The sequence below is a fragment of the Microcoleus sp. MON2_D5 genome (genome assembly GCF_036701905.1).
In the GTDB taxonomy this organism is placed as follows: Bacteria; Cyanobacteriota; Cyanobacteriia; order Cyanobacteriales; family Microcoleaceae; genus Microcoleus.
The window spans coordinates 32,888-56,042 of the sequence record NZ_JAUBRM010000005.1 but is presented as its reverse complement, the minus strand read 5'-3'; the positions used below and the strand labels follow the sequence as shown (position 1 = coordinate 56,042).

At 45.4% G+C, this 23,155-nt stretch carries 18 protein-coding genes; 4 read left to right on the top strand and 14 right to left on the bottom strand.

Going from position 1 to position 23,155, the window contains the following annotated elements; translation table 11 throughout:
* Positions 1 to 313 precede the first annotated feature (313 nt).
* From QUA47_RS03055 to folK, 3 genes are all read right to left on the bottom strand, one after another.
* Entirely contained in the window at positions 314 to 1,828 is a 1,515-nt protein-coding gene (locus QUA47_RS03055) for an FAD-binding domain-containing protein (protein ID WP_333429669.1), read from the bottom strand.
* A 140-nt stretch (positions 1,829 to 1,968) separates the two neighbouring features.
* Complete coding sequence (locus QUA47_RS03050; protein WP_333429724.1) at positions 1,969 to 2,517, bottom strand: NUDIX hydrolase; 549 nt, start codon at positions 2,515 to 2,517, stop codon at positions 1,969 to 1,971.
* 179 nt (positions 2,518 to 2,696) lie between these two features.
* Positions 2,697 to 3,185 carry a 2-amino-4-hydroxy-6-hydroxymethyldihydropteridine diphosphokinase gene (folK, locus tag QUA47_RS03045; RefSeq protein WP_333429668.1) on the bottom strand — a complete coding sequence of 163 codons (489 nt, stop codon included), beginning with the start codon at positions 3,183 to 3,185 and terminating at the stop codon, positions 2,697 to 2,699.
* Positions 3,186 to 3,470: 285 nt separating this feature from the next.
* Here folK and QUA47_RS03040 point away from each other — a divergent pair, with 285 nt between their 5' ends.
* A complete protein-coding gene (locus tag QUA47_RS03040) occupies positions 3,471 to 3,938 on the top strand; it encodes a hypothetical protein (RefSeq protein ID WP_190736969.1) in 468 nt (155 codons plus the stop codon).
* Between the two features lie 306 nt (positions 3,939 to 4,244).
* Positions 4,245 to 6,596 carry a PhoX family phosphatase gene (locus QUA47_RS03035; RefSeq protein ID WP_333429667.1) on the top strand — a complete coding sequence of 784 codons (2,352 nt, stop codon included), beginning with the start codon at positions 4,245 to 4,247 and terminating at the stop codon, positions 6,594 to 6,596.
* Positions 6,597 to 6,826: 230 nt separating this feature from the next.
* Here the strand turns inward: QUA47_RS03035 and QUA47_RS03030 are convergent, their stop codons facing one another.
* The 4 genes from QUA47_RS03030 to larC form a co-directional block, all read right to left on the bottom strand.
* On the bottom strand, positions 6,827 to 7,390 hold the full coding sequence (locus QUA47_RS03030) for a Uma2 family endonuclease (RefSeq protein WP_333429666.1): 564 nt from the start codon (positions 7,388 to 7,390) through the stop codon (positions 6,827 to 6,829).
* 115 nt (positions 7,391 to 7,505) lie between these two features.
* Entirely contained in the window at positions 7,506 to 8,930 is a 1,425-nt protein-coding gene (locus QUA47_RS03025) for a serine/threonine-protein kinase (RefSeq protein ID WP_333429665.1), read from the bottom strand.
* 54 nt (positions 8,931 to 8,984) lie between these two features.
* Positions 8,985 to 10,406: a serine/threonine-protein kinase gene (locus QUA47_RS03020; protein WP_333429664.1), complete on the bottom strand. Its 1,422-nt coding sequence runs from the start codon at positions 10,404 to 10,406 to the stop codon at positions 8,985 to 8,987.
* A 936-nt stretch (positions 10,407 to 11,342) separates the two neighbouring features.
* Positions 11,343 to 12,743: a nickel pincer cofactor biosynthesis protein LarC gene (gene larC / locus QUA47_RS03015; RefSeq protein ID WP_333429663.1), complete on the bottom strand. Its 1,401-nt coding sequence runs from the start codon at positions 12,741 to 12,743 to the stop codon at positions 11,343 to 11,345.
* A gap of 75 nt (positions 12,744 to 12,818) precedes the next feature.
* Here larC and QUA47_RS03010 point away from each other — a divergent pair, with 75 nt between their 5' ends.
* Complete coding sequence (locus tag QUA47_RS03010; protein WP_333429662.1) at positions 12,819 to 13,484, top strand: L-threonylcarbamoyladenylate synthase; 666 nt, start codon at positions 12,819 to 12,821, stop codon at positions 13,482 to 13,484.
* Between the two features lie 69 nt (positions 13,485 to 13,553).
* Here the strand turns inward: QUA47_RS03010 and QUA47_RS03005 are convergent, their stop codons facing one another.
* The gene (locus QUA47_RS03005) at positions 13,554 to 13,838 is read right to left on the bottom strand and encodes a DUF427 domain-containing protein (protein WP_190738299.1); all 285 of its coding nucleotides are present in this window, start codon (positions 13,836 to 13,838) and stop codon (positions 13,554 to 13,556) included.
* Positions 13,839 to 13,935: 97 nt separating this feature from the next.
* Between QUA47_RS03005 and recQ the strand changes: the two genes are divergently transcribed.
* A complete protein-coding gene (gene recQ / locus QUA47_RS03000) occupies positions 13,936 to 16,131 on the top strand; it encodes a DNA helicase RecQ (RefSeq protein WP_333429661.1) in 2,196 nt (731 codons plus the stop codon).
* Between the two features lie 616 nt (positions 16,132 to 16,747).
* On the opposite strand, the gene QUA47_RS02995 is transcribed toward recQ, so the two are convergent.
* The 6 genes from QUA47_RS02995 to QUA47_RS02970 form a co-directional block, all read right to left on the bottom strand.
* Positions 16,748 to 17,488 carry a peptidylprolyl isomerase gene (locus QUA47_RS02995; RefSeq protein WP_333429660.1) on the bottom strand — a complete coding sequence of 247 codons (741 nt, stop codon included), beginning with the start codon at positions 17,486 to 17,488 and terminating at the stop codon, positions 16,748 to 16,750.
* A gap of 85 nt (positions 17,489 to 17,573) precedes the next feature.
* Positions 17,574 to 18,689, bottom strand: coding sequence for a hypothetical protein (locus QUA47_RS02990; protein ID WP_333429659.1), 1,116 nt, complete (start codon positions 18,687 to 18,689; stop codon positions 17,574 to 17,576).
* 449 nt (positions 18,690 to 19,138) lie between these two features.
* A complete protein-coding gene (locus QUA47_RS02985; RefSeq protein ID WP_333429658.1) occupies positions 19,139 to 19,447 on the bottom strand; it encodes a hypothetical protein in 309 nt (102 codons plus the stop codon).
* Between the two features lie 482 nt (positions 19,448 to 19,929).
* Positions 19,930 to 20,238, bottom strand: a complete 309-nt coding sequence (locus QUA47_RS02980; RefSeq protein WP_333429657.1) for a hypothetical protein — start codon at positions 20,236 to 20,238, stop codon at positions 19,930 to 19,932.
* A gap of 425 nt (positions 20,239 to 20,663) precedes the next feature.
* The gene (locus QUA47_RS02975) at positions 20,664 to 21,128 is read right to left on the bottom strand and encodes a HetP family heterocyst commitment protein (protein ID WP_333429656.1); all 465 of its coding nucleotides are present in this window, start codon (positions 21,126 to 21,128) and stop codon (positions 20,664 to 20,666) included.
* A gap of 59 nt (positions 21,129 to 21,187) precedes the next feature.
* Entirely contained in the window at positions 21,188 to 22,990 is a 1,803-nt protein-coding gene (locus QUA47_RS02970) for an HlyD family efflux transporter periplasmic adaptor subunit (RefSeq protein ID WP_333429655.1), read from the bottom strand.
* Positions 22,991 to 23,155 lie beyond the last annotated feature (165 nt).

Here is a 23,155-nt window from a genome sequence, read left to right as displayed (position 1 = left end):
GGTCTATTTCTACGTTAATTTTGCGGAGAATAAAAACCGTAACTTCCTCATAAGCGCCATTTGGGTTCCTCTCAACTATTACTCCCTTGCGTAGCTCGGAAGGTCTTTTTTCATCTCCTGGATACCCTTCTACAAACTCTTCAAATGTTATCTATTTGACTAGGGTTTTACTCTTGAAAAATTCTCCATTCATATAACCCTCAATAGTTCGTAGCGAAGACTTTAGTCCTCTAATAGAGTCAATAAAAACTCAATTTATTACTACAAACAAACTTTTTAATAGTAATTAACAGAACATGATATCACATATTAATTAGGTAGGTGTAATAAGGTCAGCTATAACCCCGAGTTCTTGAACAAGGGGGGGTTCTGAGTCTGATGTTTTAATTTTTTGCTGCGTGTAAAGTTCCCTAAACTTGCGCTGCTGCTCGTTGTGATCTACGATCGGAGAGGGATAATGAAGAAGTCGGCGTTCTAAAGACGAAAGATTTCCTGTTAGCAAAACTTTAGTATCAACGCGGCGCAATTCTGGAACCCAGTGCCGAATATATTCCCCTTCCGGGTCGAATTTTTGAGCTTGAGTCGCCGGATTGAATATTCGCAAAGGTTTCGGGTCCATACCGCTCGATGCGCTCCACTGCCAGCCGCCGTTATTAGCACAAAGATCGCCGTCTATCAATTTTTGCATGAAGTATTTTTCACCCCACTGCCAGTTAATAATTAAATCTTTGGTGAGGAAACTGGCGACTATCATGCGGCAGCGATTGTGCATCCAACCTGTCTGATTTAACTGCCGCATTGCCGCATCAATAATCGGATAGCCAGTTTTGCCTCGACACCAAGCTTGAAAAAGCTTTTCATCGTTGTCCCAAGGAAAGTCTTTGAAGGCTGGACGGTAGGGGCCGTCTGCTAATTCTGGGAAGTTATACATGGCGTGTTGGTAAAATTCCCGCCACGCTATTTCCTGTTGCCAAGTCCGGATGCTTGTGTACGCTTCTTCGCTGTTGCAAGCGTCCATTACTATCTGGGTAGCTTGCCAAACCGTGCGGATGCCAATGGCACCAAATTTGAGGGCTGCGCTGAGTTGGGATGTACCGTTAATTGCGGGGGAATTGCGCTGTCCTTGATATTGGTAAATTGCCCGATCGCAAAATTCTTCTAATTTTTGTTGCGCTGCATCTTCTCCGGGTTCTATTACTAATGGATTTTCCCAAATAAATCCCAAACTAGAGGCAGTTGGCACTGTTTCCATTGCACCTGCTTCGTTTGCGAGCTCTTGTTCTTCTGCGGTTAATCCGGTCATTAATTCCAGATAAGTTATCGGCAGTGTCTCTACTGGTTGGGCTTTGGGTTTAATGTTCCATTTTTTCCAAAATGGTGTATAAATTGTGTAGGGAGTCTTTGTACCGCTGCGAATTTCATCTGGGGCGTGCAGGACTTGATCCCAGAAATTTTGAACTTTAATTCCTGCTTGTTGGAGGGCGTTTGATACAGACCGATCGCGCTGTTTCGCGTAGGGTTCTACATCCCAGTTCCAAAATACTGCTTTGGCATTTATCGCTATTGCTAGTTTCGGTATTCCTAGACTCGGGTCATCTTGAATTATCAGCAATTGGCTGCCTACTTCCCTGTAACGCGAGGAGAGTTTTTGCAAGCAGCCGATCATGTATGTGACTCTTGCTGGGGCTACGTCATCCCGATTTAGGATATTGCGATCGAGACAAAAAATCCCGACTACTTTCGGGCTTTGCTGGCGCGCTGTGGCCAGTCCGATATTGTCAGAAATACGCAAGTCGCGGCGGTGCCAAAATAAAATTAGATCGGACATTCGATTTTAGATTTTAGATTTTAGATTTTAGATTTTCCCGTCCTGGACACACGCGGGGTCAAAAACCCGGTTTCTAAGTTAAGATTTATCGGTTTGATGCACGATCTTTATAAGAAACCGGGTTTTTTCGTCAGTCCTATTTAAGTCAAAAATGGACGGGCTAAGAAAAAGCTAGAAATTGATTTCGCGTCAATTGGTTCCCCAGCTAAAATAGCCTTTTCTAATTCTTCAGGGGTGAATAAAACTGTTTCAAGGTCTTCATCATCGTCTTGTGCGGGGGGCTTTTCCAGTTTTTCCAAATCTTGGGCTAAAAAAGCATAAATGATTTCGTCGGAATAACCGGGGGCGAGAAAAAAATGCCCTAATTTCTGCCATTTTCCGGCCCGATATCCGGTTTCTTCTTCAATTTCGCGTTTGATAGTTTCGGCGGGGCTTTCATTGATTTCGACTGTACCTGCGGGAAATTCTAAAATTCGCCCTTTTGTGGCAAAGCGGTATTGTCGCACCAAGACGAGTTTACCTTCGGGTGTGACGGGAACTGCAAGTGCTCCGCCCGGGTGGCGAATACATTCCCACTCGCCTTCGGAACCGTTGGGAAGACGGAGGGTGGCTACGTCAAAGTTAAATTTGCGCCCTTGGTAAAATAGGCGTTGTTTGAGGAGTTGGGGTAGTTCTTGACCGATCGACATAAGGGAGAAGCGAATAATGTTTGAGTGCACCGATTTAAGACATCATAGGCGATCTCATAGGATTTTAGATTTTAGATTTGAGATTTTAGGTTGGGAACGACTGATAACTATCACAGTTTGGAGCTTACCTACGGTTGCATTTTTTTTTACTGGTACGATGCGTGAATTTTGCTCAATTTTTACAAGGGCAATTTTTGCACTCCGGAACATTCTGCGGTTTGCAGGAGTTGGACGATCGCACTTTTCGTCACCGGATGCACCCAATCCGGGGCAATTTCTGCTAAAGGTACTAATACAAAAGCTCTTTCGGTCATCCGGGGATGAGGCAAAGTCAGTGTCGGAGTTTCTAGGATTAAATTGTCGTACAGCAGCAAATCTAGGTCGAGGGTTCTCGGCCCCCATTTTTCTCGGCGAATGCGATTAAATTTTCTCTCAATTTCTAATAAATTTGCTAGCAATTGTTCTGGTTGTAGCGCCACTTCTAGGATTGCACAGGCGTTGATGTAATCGGGTTGGGGCGGCCCGACGGGGGCGGTTTGATACCAGCTTGAATGAGATTTTACTGCTATTCCGGGGGTGTTGTTGAGGGTTGCGATCGCGCTTTTGAGTGTGGCGAGGGAGTCGCCTAAGTTGCTACCGAGGGCGATCGCACATTTTGTTGAGTTCATAAAGAATAAGAAGAAGGAAGAAGGAAGAGGGAAGAGGGAAGAGGGAAGAGGGAAGAGGCAAAAGGGAAGACTAAGGCGGGGCGCGTTTATCGATATCCTTGGATAGCTAAAAAGATTTCGGGTTAAGCCCGGCAATACAAGTTGTATTTTTGCAAAAATTCCCCCCTAAAGCCTGCATTTTTGGTGCATTCTAATAACACAAAATATTATTTTAATTTAAGCTTAATACTCTGTTAATTTTTATTAATTATTATTGACAGGTGTTAATATTGAGTTTCAAACCTAATGAATTTGTATTTACGCTTATTGTCGGCCGTCATTCTAGCAATTATCAGTTTAACAGCAAGTATATCGATAGCTTTGGCTGAAACCAAAGAGCGCTACCTTACCTTAGATTCGGACGGCAGTCAATCTTTTGCGAGTTTAGTGCAGCAGGCGGAAGATTTAGCCAAAGAGTCGATCGCGCGCGAGTTTCAAGAAAATCCGGCATTAACAGAAGTTACAATCATCATTACAGCCGATCGCAGCCGACAAAGGGTTCCTGTTTTGCGATCGAGAGTATCGCGCCCCGACTGGCAGAAAGATGCGAGAATCGAACAGTGGACTAGATATTTTGCGGATGCTAAATTGCTCTTGGGATTCAGAGATGGCAATATCTCGCCCGCAAATTCTGGGTTTTCGCAAGTGATTAATGTACCTGCGCCCAGTCGATCGACATCGCGAGAAAACGATCCGGGTTTTCGAGATGATTAGCTTTTAAACTCCTAGCGGCGGGTAAGGGAGAAAAAACTCTAGTTATACACATAAACTCTATACAAAACCCGCCCCCTAACTAACTAACTTAATACATTATCGCTCAGTCCTTATAGCGAACTCTTCAGCTTTGATCGACAAGTTTTTACTTCTGGTGTACTAATTAGATTGGTGCTAATTTAACCTATTTTTAACTAAAATTTCTCCCTACTTTAATTAACCAAAAGCTTAACTATCCTTAATTTAACAGTAGTAAATTTCTATTAGACTCGTCTGAGTAGGGATGTTGGGTTGAATAAGGAATTTATGTCTAAAATAACTCGCCGACAACTGCTAATTTTCTTTGGTAGCAGTGCAGCTACCACCGTGCTTGCCCCTCAGTTAACTCAAACACTGTTTGGGATCAATTCCACCTCGACCGAAGCTGTTGTAGGGCCACTATCTTTCACTCCGTTAAGACTTCCCCACCCGCTGCCGATTTATCGACAACTGCCCAGCTTCATGGCGATGGCGCCGGGGGGACAGGGAACGGTTATGGCTGCCTCGCAGGATACTAGATTAACGAGTTACAGCGTTGTTGACGATGTGGTTGTGCCGCCGGAATACGAACGTTACGTGATTCTCCGCTGGGGCGATCGAGTTTTCCCGAATCCTGCCGACTATTTCGGCTACAACAACGACTACACAGGCTTTGTAGGCCTTCGTGGCAGCAATGACGACGGTTATCTCTGGGTTAACCACGAGTACGTATCCTTCCCGATGTCGAAACAGGCACCCGATACCCCGTCAGATTTGGCATCATTCCCAGCAACGGATCGTGCCGTCCTCGGTCTAGACTTATCTGTAAAAAATCGCGCGACCCTCGGCGAATTTTTGTACAATATGGGTGGTTCCATCGTCCGCATCACCAAACAAGCCAACGGCAGATTTCAGGCGATCGCCGGCGACTCCCTCAACCGCCGTATCCACGGACTTTCCGGCCTCGGAATCAACAGCCAGCGTTCCGACACATACAAAGATGTCACCTCCTGGGGAAGCAGACAAGGCGACGACAACTACCTCATCGGCACGGGTCCTGGAGCTACCCAAGTCTTCGCGCAAGTCAACACCGACGGACTCGGCAACCGGATAATCGGTACAGCCTACAACTGTTCCGGTGGCACAAGCCCTTGGGGCACAATCCTCTCAGCCGAAGAAAATTTCCAAGGTAGCGAAGATTTTTTCGTGGGAGTTCAGGAAAACATCAAACCCAACGGCGGCCAAACCAGCTACCCCAAGGGTACTATCGGCGAGGAATTCGGCTTAGTCGGCGAAAAATACGGCTGGATGGTAGAAGTCGATCCCCTAGATCCGAGTTTCCGCCCGCGCAAACACACTTGGTTGGGCCGCTTCCGCCACGAAAACGTCGCGATTCGTGCCGAAGCCGGCCGCAGATTAGTAGTGTACATGGGGGACGATCGGCGCGGCGGACACACCTGGAAATTTGTCAGCAACGGTAGTGTCACAAATCCCGCAGATAAAACCAACAGCCGCTTGTTTGAAGACGGCATTTTGTACGTCGCCCAATACAACCGCAACGGTACTGGAAGATGGCTGCCACTAACTATAAATAGCCAGACAAATCCAGTGCGGCCTTCTCAAGTTGGCGAGGCGGAATTAGCAAGTTTTGGCAAAGCTCAAAGAGATGCCGCTACTCGCTTCCCCAAACGCGCAGGAATTGCTGGTCAAGCCGAAGACGGCGGTTCTTTTGTAGTAGATACAACCAATGAAGCCACAGCACTTCCGGGCTACCAAAATAAAACTCTGGCTAATTTCTACAGCAGCCAAGGCGCGGTTTTAGTTGATGCTTTCTTAGCTGCTAATTTGATTGGTGGCACTCCGACGGCGCGGCCGGAAGATTTGGAAGTTAATCCTACTACTAAGGAAGTTTTTATTGCCTATACTGACGGCGCACCGGGAAGCGACGGCTATCCAGATTCTCGCATTTTTAATGTTGCTAAATACGGTAGCGCAGTCAACAGCAATCAGCAGTCGGGAGGAGTTTACAAAATAATTGAAGACAGTCCTGATGGTGCGGGTTTGACGTTCCGCTGGCAGCGTTTGGCTCAAGGTGGAGAAGCCGGTGCGGCAGATGGGGCGGGATTTGCTAATGTAGACAATTTGGCTTTTGACCCTCAAGGCAATGTTTGGGGCGTGACTGATATGTCTACGAGTACGCACAACGGTTTTGATGTCGGTGCGAGTGGAGAGCCAACGACGATCGACCATAAAAAGACTGGAAATGTGTCAGATATTACTGGTGTTTTCGGCAACAATTTTCTGTTTTACATTCCGACTTCCGGCCCGAATGCAGGAACAGTAATTCCGTTTGCTTACGGCCCGAACCGATGCGAATTGACAGGGCCGACTTTTTTGGGAGATACGCTGTTGCTTTCGGTGCAGCATCCGGGGGAAGATTGCCCCATCGATGACGGTACTGTACTCAGTCGGCCAATTGAAATGTTGGATTTGAACGGTGCTGTTTTTAATCAGACTCGTAGTGTTTCTCGCGGCAGTTTGTGGCCGAGTAATATCTCGAATGATTCGCGCCGATCGCCGATGCCGTCGGTGGTTGGGATTCGCCGCGTGCGATCGACTCCAACGGGTCAGTTTGTTTAAAGAGGACTTACGAATCGGGGTCCAGAAACCGGGTTTTTACGAATCTGGAGTAAGATTAAATGAACCGCGAAGGCGCTAAGGACGCGAAGAAGGAGAAAGAAGAAGATACTGTTCTTTATTGGCGCTCTAGCGCCTTCGCGTCGCTCCGCGTAACGCGTCTTCGCGGTTCGTTCGCATAATTAAAAAAATCCCTAGGATAATTAATATCAAATTTCTTAACAGCGGAATTTTTAAGAAAATTGTACTTGGCGATATAAATCGGCGATCGCAATTTCTAGATTAACCGATTCAAGTTGCAAGGAATCGCCCAAACCATACTCGGAGAGAACCCATTGCCCCTTTTGATTGCGCCGAAATATCTCTACTCCTGGCTGTTCAACTTGCACCAAGACATACTCTTGCAGTGTTGAAAATTGGCGGTATTTAGCAAATTTAATGCCGCGATCTGCTGCTTCTGTGGAAGGCGATAAAACTTCGATAATTAAGGAAGGAAATTGCACTAATTGCGGATCGTTATCATGCTCATCACAAGTTACTACAACATCAGGATAAAAATACTTTTGTCCTGGTTCCACTTGGACTTTTACATCCGCGATGTACACCTCGCAAGGGCGATCTACAAGGGCATCATCTAGGATTCTGAAGAAATTTCCTGAAATTCGATTGTGATTGCGGGTGCTGCCACTCATGGCGACGACTTCGCCATCCCAATACTCGTAGCGTTCTTCTTGGGTGGGTTCCCAAGCCAGGTATTCTTCTGCACTCATCGATAGGCGATCGGGTAAGGCAACCATAATGCGATCGGGAATGAAGTATGTTTCTAGAATAGCTCGACTCTACCTGTGTAGCCTACAATAAAGTGTAAATATACCTTTTACTTGCAAGAATCAGAAAGGTAGGACGATCGCCCTATTTGGCTGTAGGGATTTTTACGTACTCTTTTATGTACTTATTATCTGCGGATACAACAGTAATTTTTCCTCCAGAAAACGCACTTATTTCATTGGCTAGCCATTCTATTTCTGGAGGGGTTAGCTGATAAATTTCTAGGGTTTTATAATATTTTTTTGGTCTTGAAATTGCCATCGAATGCCGGATATACATACTCCATTTGCTAAAATTTTCCTTCATAATTGGAGCAACCTGACATTTATACCAAGGCCACAGGTGAGTCACGGAAATCTGATTGCGATCGATATTTATTTTAGTCGATCTGCAACAATTTGCGATAACTCCCCCTCCCCATAATATAGCAAAATTTATGCCTCCCAAGGTGAGTGTAAGGAACGAGAATAACATCACAAATGCATTAATGGATTGAAGCCCGCCTTGAATCACGAGTATTATCGATATAAAAGGCAATAAAACTAACCCCAAGCAAGGCAATGTCAATACCAACATCATGCAGGCTGTCAAAAAAGTTAACCTTTCTCGCGGAATCAGAATCTCTAGATTCTCCCCATCTTCCTTCAGTTCAATCCTACTCCCAAACGGTTTTTGTCTAATCGCCGAGATATCTGTTTGCTGGCGGGGATTTTTTAATGCTTTCAGCGCCTCCCCAGCAGATGCGAGACGGCGATTCAAACTCGGTTGTGTCATCCACTTCAGCCAATCGATTAAATCTGGATTGAGATTAACTATTGACTCAAATTGAATTTGCACATTATCTTGGGATAACTCGGCAGGATGCCTACCTGTTGCTAAATAAATTAATGTCGCACCCAAGCTGTAAATATCGGAAGCGGGAACATTCCTGCCGCCAAATTGTTCGGGTGGCATATATCCGTAAGTGCCAACAACAGTAATCGTGCTACCTTTTCTGGCCGCTAGTGTCTGTACGGAACCAAAATCAACTAAATAAACATCACCCACACTATTGCCAGATCTATTTGCCAGTAAAATATTACTCGGCTTGATATCTCGGTGAATAACTTGCGGCTGTTGCCCGTGAAGGTAACGCAAAATTTCCAGTAATGCTTTAGCCAGTTGCTTGATTTCTGCTTCGCTAAAAGTTCGCCCGCTTTTTAACCATTCCTCTAACGATTTGGCTGGGATATAGCTTTGTACCAAGGCAAATCCTTTACCAGTTGGTGTATCCACATCAAAGTAATCCAGGTAACGGGGAATTGCCGGATGAGAAAGCAGTTGTAAAGTTTGCGCTTCTCGTTCAAACAGCTTCAAGTTATCCCAGTGAAAATCTTCCCCAAAAATCAGTAACTTGATTGCCACTAACTCTTGGGTGTGCAAGTCGCGCGCCAGCAACGTGCGCCTTCCCGCATTTTTACTTAGCTGTTTCTGAATGACATAACCTTCTTTTAAAATTTTACTTGCCATTTTTTCCAATCCTCTTGAGAATAGTGATTGTTAATTTCATCTGCCATTTATACTTTATTCACTAATAGGCAAATCTAACCATTCGCTGAGTTCCCCTGCTATCCAATCAATCTCGCCATCGCTGAGATGGCTGGTAATAAGTTTGTATTCCTGTGTTCCCGCCCAAATCTGAATGTCGCGATGAGGATGAGGGCGCGATTCTGTAGGTTCATTCACTATGAATCGTAATTTACAGATAGCCATCCTTGGACTTGGGGGCCGAAGATTATAACGTACAAATCCCAACCAATTGGAAGTAAAAGAAATTTGTTTGCGATCCAGGCGCAGTCTAGTGGCGTCATATATAAGAAATTGGAGGCTGATTGATATGGACCAAGTTACAAAGTAAAATACCCAGAAAAACACCGCGATTCCTGCGGATAATCGAACTAAAAAAGAGCCAACATTAAACGCTGGCATAATAAATGATATACTTCCGGAAAAAAAGTTGTGAATTATAAAAAATACAACTAATGAAGAGGCAATATTTAAACATAGAGGATAAGAACTAGGAACCACAATTTCCAAACAATTCCGGTTTTTTTTCAGTTTGACCTTACTCCTAGAAGGTTTTCCCACAACCAAGGGTATCGCCTCTATCGGTCTTTCCAGTGCTTTTAATGCCCGATCGGCCGAGGTTAAGCGGCTGTTTAAATCTGGTTCGGTCATCCACTGCAGCCAGTCCACAAAATCCGAACTAAGAGCGATTTTTGGCTCAAAATTAATACGCAAATCCTCCTGGGGCAATTCGGCTGGATCGACTCCTGTTACTAAGTAAATTAACGTTGCACCCAAGCCATAAAGATCGGAAGCCGGAACCGCGCGCCCGCCAAATTGTTCGGGCGGCATATATCCGTAAGTTCCCACTACAGTAACGGTGCTACCTTCTCTCGCTGCTAAGGTTTGAACTGAACCAAAATCTACTAAATAAACTTCACCCAACCAACCACCTTTATTAAGGGCGGAGTGTTTTTGTTTGAGGGGCGATCGCTCTGCTAACAGAATATTACTCGGTTTAATATCTCGATGAATTACTGGCGGGTTTTGGTGTTGCAAATATATCAAAATTTCCAGCAAGTTATTAGCGATTTGCTTTATTTCTGTTTCGTTAAATTTCGGTCCCGATTCAACCCATTCTGCCAAAGATTTCGCTTCAATATAGCTTTGTACCAGTGCCAGCCCTTTAGTCTTTGGTGTCTGGAATTCAAAATAATCTAAGTAACGAGGAATTGCCGGATGGGAAAGTGACTGTAAAGTTTCGGCTTCTCGTTCAAATAGTTTTAAATCGTCCCCTTGAAAATCTGCACTAAAAGAAAGGATTTTGATGACGACTAACTCCTGAGTTTGTAAGTCGCGCGCCAGCAAAGTTTGTCGTCCCGCATTTTTCCCCAGGCAGTGCTGAATGGCATAACGTTCTTTTAACAACCGCTCTACCATATTGTTTACTATAATTATTGACAGCTTTTACTATACCTCTGCCTTAAGGAAAGCTGCTAGGAAAAAGCTCGATTTGTAACAAACATTAATTATGACTATTATGATATGACTATTATGAATTCAAGCAATGGCACATGCGTTGCTAAAGTAAGCGAAGCTGTTGAGAAAGTGCTGGCACAAGAGTCTTACAAAAAAAGGCCGATCGAGATGGAAGGGGCGATCGCACGGAATTAAGTGCCCTGCTGATATTCGATCGTTATGATGCGATCGACATAGCTTGTCGAAGAATAAACTTTAACAGTCCTGGAAGCACGGGGGGCCTTTCAACCCGGTTTCTGCGTCAATATCTCAACGGATATATCCACGATTTTGAGGGGAACCGGGTTTTTGGCGTCCAGGACTATTTCAATTCGATCGATGTTTGTTGAACCCAGGCTGTACTCGATACGCCGGGGACACGGCCAGCTTGTAGTTGCGGGCGATACCTAGCCAAAAGTTCGGGTCATTCCCCCGTCGGAAGATCGGCTGCAAGCTGGTCTTTTTGTTAGCTGAAAACTCTACTGCTGGTTAGGGTCTTGCGGGGGTTAATTATCGTACTCAGGACTTACGCAGGTACGCTATATATAGCCTGACACAAGTTACGATCGCCCGTTCAAGAAAAGTGAGCGATCGTCGTAAGATTCAAATTGAACTGCCCAAAGAATCACCGACTTTCCTGTTAAACAAGTACGCAACGTATAGTTGGGTCTTTCAGTTCTTGTTTGAGGGAGTCTGACAGTAATTCCTCCTTTAACTGGTCTACTGTTTTTTCAACCATTCACGCTGTTTTTTTGAAGAAGTTCCACGCTAAAATTGCACAAGCAATATGATTCCTTTGAATCAATGCTTTGCGGCGTTGACAGGCTTCTCTACCCTCATGTAAGTCACTGTAATTGATTAAGTGCGATCGTACCAACTTTGCAGCGCCAAGCGGTGAACTTCCCGCCAGCTAATATTTTTAAGTCTGGCAATTTCCGCGCAATCTTCATATTCTGGGTGTACGTTAACAATCGTTTCTCCAGACTTCGCAACTTTTATCTTGACTTCGCCGTATTCTGTTTGAACTGTCTGGATTTCCCGGTGTAAAATAGTTCTCTGTTGAGTCGATCGCCTAATTCCCAGAGTAGTAGTTTCGCGAAAGATCACAGCTTCGCAAGCATCCTGAAACTCGGGATGACAAATCGCAGTTAACAAAACCCCCAGCCGTGACTTTTTCATCACAATTGGGGCAGTGAAAACATCCAGAGCTCCGGCGGCAAACAAAGCATCAAAAACATAGCCGATCGCCTGCGGGCTCAAATCATCAATTTGCGTTTCCAATACCGTAATAGTTTCTATGGAATTCGCCATTGGGAATTGGTTAAATATTTCCTTCTCCCCTCTTCCCTCTTCCTTCTTCCCTCTTCCCTCTTCCCTCTTCCCTCTTCCTTCTTCCTTCTCCCCAATCCAGAGGCGCAAAATATTAGGAATTGCCAGCATTCGAGAACCTGCACCCAAACCGATCGCCTGAATTTGCATCGGCGGTGGCGGGCCGAAAGCAGAGGCTAGAGTACAGGCGATCGCAGTTCCCGTAGGAGTGCACAATTCGCGATCGATCCCATTGCTGTAAACCGGCACTCGGTGCGTTTCCCACAACCGCATCACCGCCGGCGTCGGCACCGCTAACTTACCGTGCGCCGCCTTCACCGTACCGCCACCAGTCGGCATCGCCGAAAAGTAAAACTCCTGAATATCCAACCAATCCAAACCCAAACAAGTACCGACAATATCAATAATTGCATCCGCAGCCCCCACCTCGTGAAAGTGAACCTCGCTTGCGGGGATACCGTGTACGGCACCTTCTGCCTCTGCTAATTTGCCAAATACGGCCAAACTCCAAGCTTCCACGCGCGGAGGCAATTTTGCAGAGACGATGATTTGCTCAATTTGTGGCAAATTGCGGTGATGAGTGTGGCTAATTTCGGCATCTGGTTCGCCGTGACTGTGAGAATGTTCTTCCCCGTGATGATGGTGGTGGCGGGCGTCAAAAGTCGAAGATTCCGTTTCCGAGGGATCGAGTTCGGTAGCGGAATTTTTGGGTTTTAACCACAAATCCGCAGCTAAATCTACATAAAATTTAGTTGCTTGTTGAGTATTCCGGTGGACTAATTCCGTCCGCAACTCGTACTCTGTCGAAATGCCGAGCAAATTGAGTTTTTCGATTAGGTAGTCTAAAGGAACGCCAGCGTGGATGAGAGCTCCGATGCACATATCGCCAGCAATGCCGGTTGGACAGTCAAAATAAGCTATTTTATTCATTGTTAACAATTAATTTTCAACATTGATTGTTTCACTGGATATTTCGATCGCCCACTTAGCCTGCAGTATCTTAACATGGCAACTATTTACGAAGTGCATCCAGTTGCACCCCAAAGAGACCGGATCGAGAAGATTACAAAAGCTTTAAAAGCTGGGGCCGTGATGCTTTATCCGACAGATACAGTTTACGCGATCGGCTGCGATCTCAACTCCAAGTCTGGGGTAGAACGAGTCAGGCAAATCAAGCAACTATCCAATGATAAGCCTTTAACGTTCTTGTGTTCCTCTCTGTCAAATATCACCGACTATGCTGCGGTCAGCGATGAAGCATATAGAATTATCAAGCGGTTAATACCGGGGCCTTATACATTTCTGCTGCCAGCTACCAAGTTAGTGCCACGGTTGGTAATGAACCCAAAACGGAAAACCACTGGAATTCGCGTTCCCGACCAGCGGCTTTGTTTTACACTGTTGGAAGCCTTGGGAAATCCAATTATTTCAACATCCGCTCACATTACCACGGATGATGAAGGTGCAGCACCAGTCCCTGCATCTAAAGCAGAAAGCTTTGGCAAAGCTGAGCTGTTTGACTGTTTTTCAAAGCTAGTGGATGTCATTGTCGATGACGGTTCCGATCCCGGATATCAAGTTTCTACCATTCTTGATTTGACACAAAGCGAACCGATTGTTGTTCGCCGTGGTTTGGGTTCGGAAGCTGTCGCCGTTTGGGAAAAAGATTAAAACTTTAAGGGGCGGGTTAAGCGCTAAATTCGCCCACAACCAGCCCCATTTTTTTAGTTGTAAACTGCTTTAAGCCTCTACCTTAACTCCTTTCCAAAAAGCAATATATCCGGCAATATTTTTAGCAGCATCTTTCGGAGTAGGATAGTACCAAGCAGCATCTTTATTAACTTGTCCGCCGACTTCGACACTGTAGTAACTAGCAACACCTTTCCAACCGCAAGTAGTGTGAGTGCTGCTATCCTTGAAATACTCACGGTTAATGGCATCGGCGGGGAAATAATAGTTGTTGTCTACAATTTCGCACTTGTCGCTCTCGGCCAAAACGGCACCATTCCAAATTGCTTTCGGCATCAGTTTTTCTGCTTAAATTGAGATTCTCAATTATTGTAACTGTATTTGTGCTCAAAAGGCATAGAATAGTTTAGAAGCCAACAACCAACTACTGCAAATGTCAGCGTCTAATCCGCCAATATCTTCTGTGCCGCTGCCCCTGGAACAAGCACTCAAACATTTTTTTGGCTATGACTCTTTCCGCCCGGGGCAGCAGGAAATTGTCGAAGCTGCTTTACAAAAACGGGATATGATGATTGTCATGCCCACGGGCGGTGGCAAGTCTTTGTGTTTTCAATTACCGGCACTGTTGAAACCGGGATTGACAGTGGTTGTTTCGCCGTTAATTGCTCTGATGCAAGACCAGGTGGAAGCTTTGCAGGATAATGGAATTGGGGCGACTTTTCTCAACAGCACTTTGAGCAGTCAGGAAACCCGATCGCGGGAAACTGCGATTCTCGAAGGTAAGATTAAATTGCTTTATGTTGCACCCGAACGCTTGCTCGGTGAGAGATTTTTACCATTTTTAGATATAGTAGCAAATAAGTTAGGAATTTCGGCATTTGCGATCGACGAAGCCCACTGCGTTTCGGAATGGGGGCACGACTTTCGACCAGAATACAGGCAAATGCAACGAGTGCGCGATCGATATCCCGACATTCCCATTATGGCACTAACAGCCACCGCCACCGAGCGCGTCCGCCAAGACATTATCCAGCAGCTAACTCTGCGAAATCCATACATCCACGTCGCCAGCTTCAACCGCCCCAATTTATACTACGAAGTTCGCCCCAAAACCAAACACAGTTTTGCCGAAGTTTTGCAAATTATCCAAAAAAAAGGCGGTTCGGGAATTATCTATTGCCTCAGCCGCAAAAAAGTTGACGAAGTTGCCTATAAATTGCAACAAAGCGGTATCCAAGCCTTACCCTACCACGCCGGCATGAACGATGTCGATCGCGCCACCAATCAAACCCGCTTCATTCGCGACGACGTGCAAGTAATGGTAGCCACAATAGCCTTCGGTATGGGCATTAACAAACCCGACGTGCGGTTTGTAATTCACTACGACTTACCCAAGAATCTCGAAGGATACTATCAAGAATCCGGCCGCGCAGGCCGAGACAACGAACCCGCCCATTGCAGCTTATTTTTCGGCTACGGCGATGTCAAAATGATCGACTACATCATCGAGCAAAAACCTGACCCACAAGAACAACGAATTGCCCGCCAACAGTTGCGTCGAGTAATAAACTATGCAGAATCAACCGAGTGCCGTCGCACAATCCAGTTAAGTTATTTTGGCGATTCATTCCCCGGAAACTGCGGTACTTGCGATAACTGTTGCAACCAAAAACCCGTAGAAGATTGGACGATTGAGGCCATGAAATTTCTTTCTTGCGTCGCCCGCTGCCAAGAAAAATTCGGCATGAATCACATTATTGACGTGCTGCGCGGTTCAAAAAATCAAAAAATATTGCAATACCAGCACCACCAACTTTCTACTTACGGAATTGGCAAATATAGAAGTGCTGAGGAATGGAAAAAATTGAGTCGTTCGCTGTTAAATCAAGGTTTTTTAGACGAAAGGACCGACGGGTTTCCCATTTTGAAACTGAATGAAAAAAGTTGGGAAATTATGAAACGTCAGCGCACAGTTGAAATCGCTATTGAACCGCAGCGGGAAGTACAGGGGAAAGTTCGTTCTTTGGCAGTAGAAGTAGAAGCTTTATTTGCCAAACTGCGGACGCTACGCAAGCAAATAGCCGACGAACAATTTGTGCCACCTTACGTAGTTTTTGCCGATAAAAGCTTGCGAGATATGGCAGAAAAACGCCCGCAAAATCTCACAGAATTCGAGGAGGTTTACGGCGTTGGCAGCAACAAGCGAGATAAGTACGGTAAGGTTTTCTTGGAGGCAATTCGCAATTTTTGCCAAGAACAAGGATTGCCAAGTGGTGCTGCATCTTCTGAGGTCGCTAATCTTCCCAATCTTGCTAACGTTGCGTCTTATTCGCAGATGCAAACCTGGGAATTATACCGACAAGGTTTGACAGTTCAAGGAATAGCCAATGCGCGGGGTATGAGTCCTAATACTATTTCTGGGCATCTGATAGAATTGATGGAAATGGGCAGGGAAGTTGATATAAATTTGTTGGTGGAACCGGAACGCCAGCAGGCGATAGTGTACGCAATAGAAGTTATGGGGGATGAGAAACTGAGAGCCATTTATGATTTTTTGGAAGAACGTTATACGTTTGAGGAGATTAAGTTTGTGCGCGCTTGGTGGCGGCAAAATTATGTAAGTTTTTAACCGCAGATGTATGCAGATGAACTCTGATGAACGCTGATGAACGCAGATAATTGATAGGAGGGAGAAATGAAAATTAAAAAAGTAGCTTTTGGGGATAATATATTAGAGTGGCGTTTTTAACAGATATATTTTTTCCATTTGGCTTTGCTAGCTGGCGTATATGGGGTTTGCAAAACTCAAATTTCAAAAGTAATTTTAAGAGCGCTATAAGTCAGTAAGCTTGGGTTAGCTAAGCGTCTCATTGTTCGCTATGCTTCGTGGAGTTGCGAGGGTACTAAGAAACCCCTAAGCCATCACCGAAACTTTCTTCAGTTCTCAAGTTTCGTGAGCGGCTAGGGCGAGAAATTACATTTTTAACTTAACCTAATTGAGCTAGAAGTACCTCGTAAAACCACTTTTTATCTAAGTAGTAGAGTGCGTGAGAGCGAGTAATATTTAAATCCACACGCATGAGACTATTTACACCCACGCCCCGCCCCAAGGATTGAATAATATTGAGGCGGCAGGAAATGATATGAAGTCTCTCTGTGCACCCAGCAGCACCCTAAATTTTAGCATTGTATGTGGTTGCGGCAAAATTATATATATGGGTTTTTGAAGGCGAGAAATTAAGTCTCTACACTTTAGAATTGTACAATAAATAGTTGACTTCGTTAGCCAGCCATTCGTTAAACAGATTGTGCAATATTTCTTGATACCGTTCAGGGGTTAATTCCGCCGGGAGAAACTTTTCAACCAGGAACAAGTGATATCCTAGCTCTGTTTCAATTGGACGAATCACTTCTCCGGGTTTAGCGCTAAATACGGCGACGGCTATGTCTGGTTTTAAACCCCACCGATAAACCTTGCCTTCGCAACCGCATATATGCCGACGATTTTCGTCAATATCGTAAAGGTGAGCGGCATCAAAAAAGCTAATTTCTCCTTCTTGAATTTGATAAAAGAGTTCCTGAGCAAGCTGGGGGTTGGCCACAATTATTTGATAAAGAATTATTTGATCGAATTGCAATTTGTTTTGAACAAAAATCTTTTCTACTTCTTTGCTGAACAAGTGTTCTGCTAGTTTTTGGCTGAGGAGTCGATCGCAAATTCCGGCTTCTAAATCTTCTACAGAAATCATCTGATCGACCAGCCAAGCAATCGTGTCCGCCGCTTTCTCCAAACGCTTCTCGCGGCGGAGTTGGTCGCCCACAGCTTGAATTTCGTCGGGAGTCACAGTTAACCCCCGTTCCCGGGCTGCTTTCTCAATAACTTTTTTCTGCAAAACCTTTTGAGTAAATGTTTTTAATTGCATCTCTTGTCTGAGTAGTTCGATGATTTCACTTGCTTCAATCAAGGGGCGGTAAAAATCCTTCATCTTTCTCTCTCAACCTATATAACTTTATTAACTTCATCCCCCGACGCTACCCGTGGGTAATTAGCGTTAATAATTTAACGCTTGGCTACAAGATGTCATTTGGCAAACTAATAAAATCAGCATTGCTCAAAGTTGTTGCACCCGCTGCGTTAACTGTTCCCAAAACAACAGCTAAAATGCGATCGCCATTATTTGAACTAAACTTGACCAGAGTCGAGTCTGTCGTACCGTCACCATCCGTATCAAACGCGACGAGTGTCAAGTCTGTTACCGAAAGTCCCCCTATCAGCCCAATTCGATCGCCTTCAGCGGGATTGAAATCCACGACTCGATCTGCTAACAATGGATTAGCTGCTGCACTAGCTGTTTCGGGTCTAAAGGCAAAGGTATCAGCGCCGCTACCTCCAATCCATGTATCGGTGCCGAAGTCGCCGCAAAGAAAATCGTCGCCGTTGCCGCCAATCAGCAAATCCTGACCTTTTCCTCCCCGCAAAGTGTCGTTTCCATCGCCTCCATCGATCGCATCGTCACCTCTGTTACTTGTGACAATATCGTCGCCGCTTCCTGCAAAAATTCGATCGCTCTCCCTACCGCAAATAATCACATCCCTGTCGCTGGTGCCCAGCCAATATCCGTCGCCGTTGCTGTCGTAGCTGATAGTTAATGCGCCAGGATAGTTTTCTGGGGCGACCATTTCTGGAGGCGGGGTTGTCTCAGCATTGCTGTTGTTCGTATTGCGATCGGGAAGTGCGATCGAATTATTGCTGTTACTGTTATCTGTTGGCTCAGGAATTATCGTCCTCTCGCCGCCAGTACCCGTACCGATCGCATCCTCATTATTTGAGGGTGCAGGTGTTGGCGCTGGCGCCGGTGTTGGCGCAGGTGTTGCTGCTGGGGCCGTTGCTGTCGCGCTGGAAGTTTGAGGAGCAACGGAAGAAGTTTGCGCCTGTGCACTCCCGCTGCTAGAGGTAGCCCCCGCAGTGTAAACAGTCTCACTACTGGTACTGGTTCCCGTTGGGGAAGTGGCTGTCGCACTGCTGGTGCTGCCTGCACCACTGTTATCTACAAAGGCACTAGATTGGCTAGAACTGCTGCTGCCGGCACCAGGGTTATTCGCCAACGAATTCAAGGTGTTTAAACTATTGCTGTTTCCAACAATATTATTTAAGGGCTCAGGAGCTAATGAATCTAAGGGAGGCATCGCGATTTATCTCCTTTTACCTGTAAAGACGAAAAGCACTTGCACGCTCGCCAACACTGCCAATTTCAATGAATGCCAATGTAGGATTTTAGAGAGTGTGAAGCAATTGCTCTTGACTTCAGACTAAAGAGTGAAAGGTTTGTAATAAAGGAACCTTGATGCATCCCGAAAGTAGGACGGGACAAAACTGTTACCAGTACCAATCGGGGCGATCGGTACTGATGGCCAATGGCATTTGATTTAGCCATTACCATCACTCTCAAAAGGCTTATATAAATTTAAACTGCACCTTCCTTGCACTCGCCCATACTCGAAAAATATTAGGACGGACTGCTAAAGATGAGCAAAAACCGGGTTTTAGTTCGATTTACCTAAATATATCGGAACTAATTAGAGGTATGTTGCCAATTTGGCAGATTTGTTTGAAATTATAAGACTTACGCCAGTTTTCAATTTTTACACTCTTTGTATCCGGGCGGGCGCTTGCTGGTGTTGAGCGCCGATCGACACACGCCTGCTCGCGTTCCTGAATTGTGATTAACAGAGCGGGGTTTGGCAGCAGTTTGAGGACTGTGGTTGAGCGGATGGGAGGGGACTTGGAACGGCGGGTCGAGGGGCTTGCAGCAGCCTCGAAGGCGACGGATTTGGCTGATTTGAATAGGAGCGCGATCGCATGGATGCGGAGTGATCGCAGGTGGGGGGCGATCGCGATCGCCCTCCACCCAACTCGATGGTGCGGAACTAATTAGAATTGGCATTGAGCGAGTAGGGGCGATCTCCTCTTTCCTCGGCGGGAAACCGCTCTTACCTGTGACGCAGAGGTCAATAAATAACTTAAGTCAGAGATGATTAAGCAATATTTCATGGCGGCCTCACGAGAACTTTTTAGCCGACTAAATTCATTATTAAATTGAAGATATACTAGAGCAACTAGATGTTGATGAAGTGCTGCAACTAGATGAAGAAGAACTACTAGAACTCGATTTGGCGTAACTGCGGGAGCTATTAGGAGATGAAACCTTTGCAGAAACGCTTTGACTAATTTTACCTCGATCATCGCCAGATGCTTCGACTGCGCTTTTCGCCTCAGCAATAACTTGGCAATCGGGTGAAACTATGCGTTTGACAACAACTTTATTCTGAGTCATGATGTTAATAACGAGACTTTACTAAAATCAACCTATTCTGACAGATTTTAGTTGTCAGAATAGGTTGAAGACTATACAGGCGAGCTTTACTACTACCACCCTGGGAAGTAATATCCGTTGCTACCAGAGAGAGAAGTAGCATTAGACTGAGAACCTACACCTTGAACAGTGTTGGTACTGCTGATAGCCTGAGTAGCTGAGTTCGCGCCCAGAGCACCTGCTGAAGCTTCACCACCAGCAAAATTTCCTTTAATGTTCGTCTTAGAGTTGAATACCTTATCGATGGTCAGATATTCACTGATGTTTGCCTTAACATAGGTGGATGAGCTTTCGCCAAAATAGTAGCCACCTTCAACATTTGCTTCAGCCGATTCCAAGTAATTCAGGTCAGAGATAATCATTTGTTTTGTCCTTTTAAGAGTGAGGTTTTTTTGTTTTCCTGTTACCTAATTTAGCTTGCCTTTTGGTATCTGTGTTGCCATTTTGGCCGGAAGTTTTTTCGGTAACAACTTTTTTGTTTGGTCTGTAATCAATTTATCAAGGTTAACAAGGATTGTGTTGCCATTTTGGCAGAAGCTTTTTCTGTCTCGGCTGAACAATCTTGTTTCCTTTGATATCCCTAATATAATCAGGACTTTTCCTGCCGTGTTGCCATTTTGGCAGATTGATCGCAAATCAGGATGTAAAGATAACTTGATTAATTTTTATTAAGAACCGGGTCGAAAAATGTTGTGTGGCTACTAAAAAACCCGATCGCCCGCGGTGAGTCAACCAAAAAATTGGTACACCCAACGCCCGCAATCGGGTTGTCGGTCTCTCGACTAAATTACTTACCCGCCCAATTAAACAAGCGCGTCTTAAATTCAGCAAAAAATCCTTGATTGTGAACATCAACCGCCGGCGCCGAGATATTTGAATCTGCGCCGCCGACTTCAGCTACAAAACCTGCGGTATCTGAGTGCAACTCGCGACCAATCTGAATTGCAGCACCCCCTCGAACTCCGGCTCGTTTTTCCCTCACCACTTCCACATAATCTAAATCAGCAATTTTGCCCAATGCAGGCTTAGTTTCCGATTTACTCGACTTGCTGATTTGACTGTTTTCCTTAAGCAAGCGGTTGGAAGTACGGTAAGGGATGTAGTCGAGAGGGTTGTAACCCGTGCACCGCAAAAGTAAAAAACAAGCCCAAGAATACTTTCCTGCCAGGATGGCTGAAATTATCTCATCCAATTGTTCTGGTTTGATTCCAATTTGAGAATGATTGGCAGAATTGTGGAATTGGGAAGTCATTATTTTATCCTGTTTTGTGTATAGAGAGTGACAAAGGACAACAACCACTTAACTAAGTTCTACAAACTCATGCCGCCTTTTTGTAGGTGCTTGAGAGGGTCAAGCAAAATGTCGGCTATGCTGCGCTGGCGAATGACAATTTCTGCAGTAGCTGTTTGGCCAGCTTTGAGTTTCCAGGTTTGATTTTTGGCTTTCACTGAGTCTCGATCGATACTCACTTCCACCCGGTAAAAAACACCCAATCGCTCGTCTGTTTTGGCATCCGGCGAAATAGATAAAACTTTTCCCGGAATCACGCCGTAATTTTGATAAGGAAAAGCATCGAATTTGACTTGCACCGACATTCCGGTTTTGACAAATCCCGCTTCTCGGTTCGGTAAACTGACTTCCAGCACCAGAGGAGCCTGATTCGGAGTCATTTCTGCAATAGTTTGACCCGGTTGAACTACTTCGCCAGTGTTGTGAATGTTGAGTGCGGAAATGACTCCGCTGACGGGTGCGTAGAGAAATCTTTGTTTGAGCTGATTTTTTGCTTGAGCGAGCAGGGTTTGGGTTTCGGCAATTTTGGATTTGACTTGATTTAATTGCATTTCCAACTGCTGAATTTTTTGCTCTTTTTCTAACTGCGTTTGGCGCGCTGCGGCTTGTTTGCTGGCGGCTTCGGCTTGCAGTCGATCGACTTCTGCCAGTTGTTGGGTTAATTCACCTTGGGCTTTAGAAATGGCGCTTGTTCGATCGCGCAAATTTTGCTCGACTTCAAACAGCCTTTCCTTAACCCCAGTTGCATCAGACAGTTGACTCCTGATCGCAGCACTTTGCCTGTCGCGAACGGTTTGCTCGACTTCAAAGGCGCGATCGTCAGCCTGAGTTGTCTCCCCCAACTGGCTTCTAATAACGGCATTTTCACTTTCTCGCAGAGCTTCCTCAGCTTGAAACAATACGTCTTTTGACAGTGCTCCTTCATCTACCAAAGGTTTGAGACGCGCGATCCGCTCTTTGTGAGCCACTACTTTTGCTTGCAACCCGGCCAGCAATTCTTGAGTCTTGCGTTGCAACGGTTTCACCTGATCGCGCCGCCCTTGCTGCGAGTTAATATCTGTTTTCAGTTGCGAGAGCAAGTCTTGCACATTCTTTTCCAGAGGTTTGATCTGTTGCTTGCGCGCTTGCTGAGACACTAAATCTGCTTGCAATTGCTCGATTTGAGACTGCGTGGTGGCGGCTGAAGCGCGAGCACGGGCGATCGCAGCTTCAGCCCCCCGCTGGTCTGCAGCAGCAATAGCTTGGCTCGCTTCAACTTCCAGTCGAGTTCTCTCGATCGAACTCATCTCTTGCATCAATTGAATCCGATAAGCGTCCAGAATTTTCTCAAGACGCTCCACCTCGCTCTGGGCATTCGACGGGTCTAACTCGGCCAATAATTGTCCAGCTTTGATTTTTTGACCTTCTTTGATAGCGAGGTTAATAATTTTTCCCGTCTCCGTCGGGTGAATTTTGTAAACAGCGCCTTTGGGAACTAATTTGCCCTGAGCCTGACCAACCTCGTCAATTTTTCCCAAAGTTGCCCACGCTCCAAAAGCTACGGAAAAAACCATTCCTCCTAATATCAAACGCTGCGGAAAAGATACTGGTGGCTGGTCGAGTACCGAGTGCAAAGAAGTAGACCAATTATTCGCATCAGGCTGCCGTAACTTGGCAATGTTGATACCGTCATTAGTTTGAGAAGAGCGATTTTGAGGTTCGACAACTTCTAAAGATCGGTCTTTTTTTCTGGGTTCGTTTTCTTGCCTAGAAGCTACGCCTCCATAAACTTCACCTATTTCGTTAGGAGCGTGGTCTAGTTCTTTGACATCTTCTGAAAACATTGTATTTCCTCCAAATTAGTCTGTTGACTGTTGGCAGTTGGCAGTTGTTAGGAGCGATCAGTCAGGAGTCAGAAGTTAGGAGTCAGGAGTCAGGAGTCAGGAGGAATTGAAAACTATCTTTAGTCTTGTGTTGGGTGCTAATGACTAATGACCAATGACTAATGA

What these genes read in the sequence shown, in the direction of transcription:
- QUA47_RS02990 (WP_333429659.1), bottom strand. Translation starts at nt 18,689, where the DNA reads ATGCCTCCCTTAGATTCATTAGCTCCTGAGCCCTTAAATAATATTGTT.
- QUA47_RS03050 (WP_333429724.1), bottom strand. Translation starts at nt 2,517, where the DNA reads ATGTCGATCGGTCAAGAACTACCCCAACTCCTCAAACAACGCCTATTT.
- QUA47_RS03035 (WP_333429667.1), top strand. Translation starts at nt 4,245, where the DNA reads ATGTCTAAAATAACTCGCCGACAACTGCTAATTTTCTTTGGTAGCAGT.
- QUA47_RS03055 (WP_333429669.1), bottom strand. Translation starts at nt 1,828, where the DNA reads ATGTCCGATCTAATTTTATTTTGGCACCGCCGCGACTTGCGTATTTCT.
- QUA47_RS03020 (WP_333429664.1), bottom strand. Translation starts at nt 10,406, where the DNA reads ATGGTAGAGCGGTTGTTAAAAGAACGTTATGCCATTCAGCACTGCCTG.
- larC (WP_333429663.1), bottom strand. Translation starts at nt 12,743, where the DNA reads ATGAATAAAATAGCTTATTTTGACTGTCCAACCGGCATTGCTGGCGAT.
- QUA47_RS03040 (WP_190736969.1), top strand. Translation starts at nt 3,471, where the DNA reads ATGAATTTGTATTTACGCTTATTGTCGGCCGTCATTCTAGCAATTATC.
- recQ (WP_333429661.1), top strand. Translation starts at nt 13,936, where the DNA reads ATGTCAGCGTCTAATCCGCCAATATCTTCTGTGCCGCTGCCCCTGGAA.
- QUA47_RS03010 (WP_333429662.1), top strand. Translation starts at nt 12,819, where the DNA reads ATGGCAACTATTTACGAAGTGCATCCAGTTGCACCCCAAAGAGACCGG.
- QUA47_RS02985 (WP_333429658.1), bottom strand. Translation starts at nt 19,447, where the DNA reads ATGCCAATTCTAATTAGTTCCGCACCATCGAGTTGGGTGGAGGGCGAT.
- QUA47_RS03025 (WP_333429665.1), bottom strand. Translation starts at nt 8,930, where the DNA reads ATGGCAAGTAAAATTTTAAAAGAAGGTTATGTCATTCAGAAACAGCTA.
- QUA47_RS02970 (WP_333429655.1), bottom strand. Translation starts at nt 22,990, where the DNA reads ATGTTTTCAGAAGATGTCAAAGAACTAGACCACGCTCCTAACGAAATA.
- QUA47_RS02980 (WP_333429657.1), bottom strand. Translation starts at nt 20,238, where the DNA reads ATGATTATCTCTGACCTGAATTACTTGGAATCGGCTGAAGCAAATGTT.
- QUA47_RS02975 (WP_333429656.1), bottom strand. Translation starts at nt 21,128, where the DNA reads ATGACTTCCCAATTCCACAATTCTGCCAATCATTCTCAAATTGGAATC.
- QUA47_RS02995 (WP_333429660.1), bottom strand. Translation starts at nt 17,488, where the DNA reads ATGAAGGATTTTTACCGCCCCTTGATTGAAGCAAGTGAAATCATCGAA.
- QUA47_RS03005 (WP_190738299.1), bottom strand. Translation starts at nt 13,838, where the DNA reads ATGCCGAAAGCAATTTGGAATGGTGCCGTTTTGGCCGAGAGCGACAAG.
- folK (WP_333429668.1), bottom strand. Translation starts at nt 3,185, where the DNA reads ATGAACTCAACAAAATGTGCGATCGCCCTCGGTAGCAACTTAGGCGAC.
- QUA47_RS03030 (WP_333429666.1), bottom strand. Translation starts at nt 7,390, where the DNA reads ATGGTTGCCTTACCCGATCGCCTATCGATGAGTGCAGAAGAATACCTG.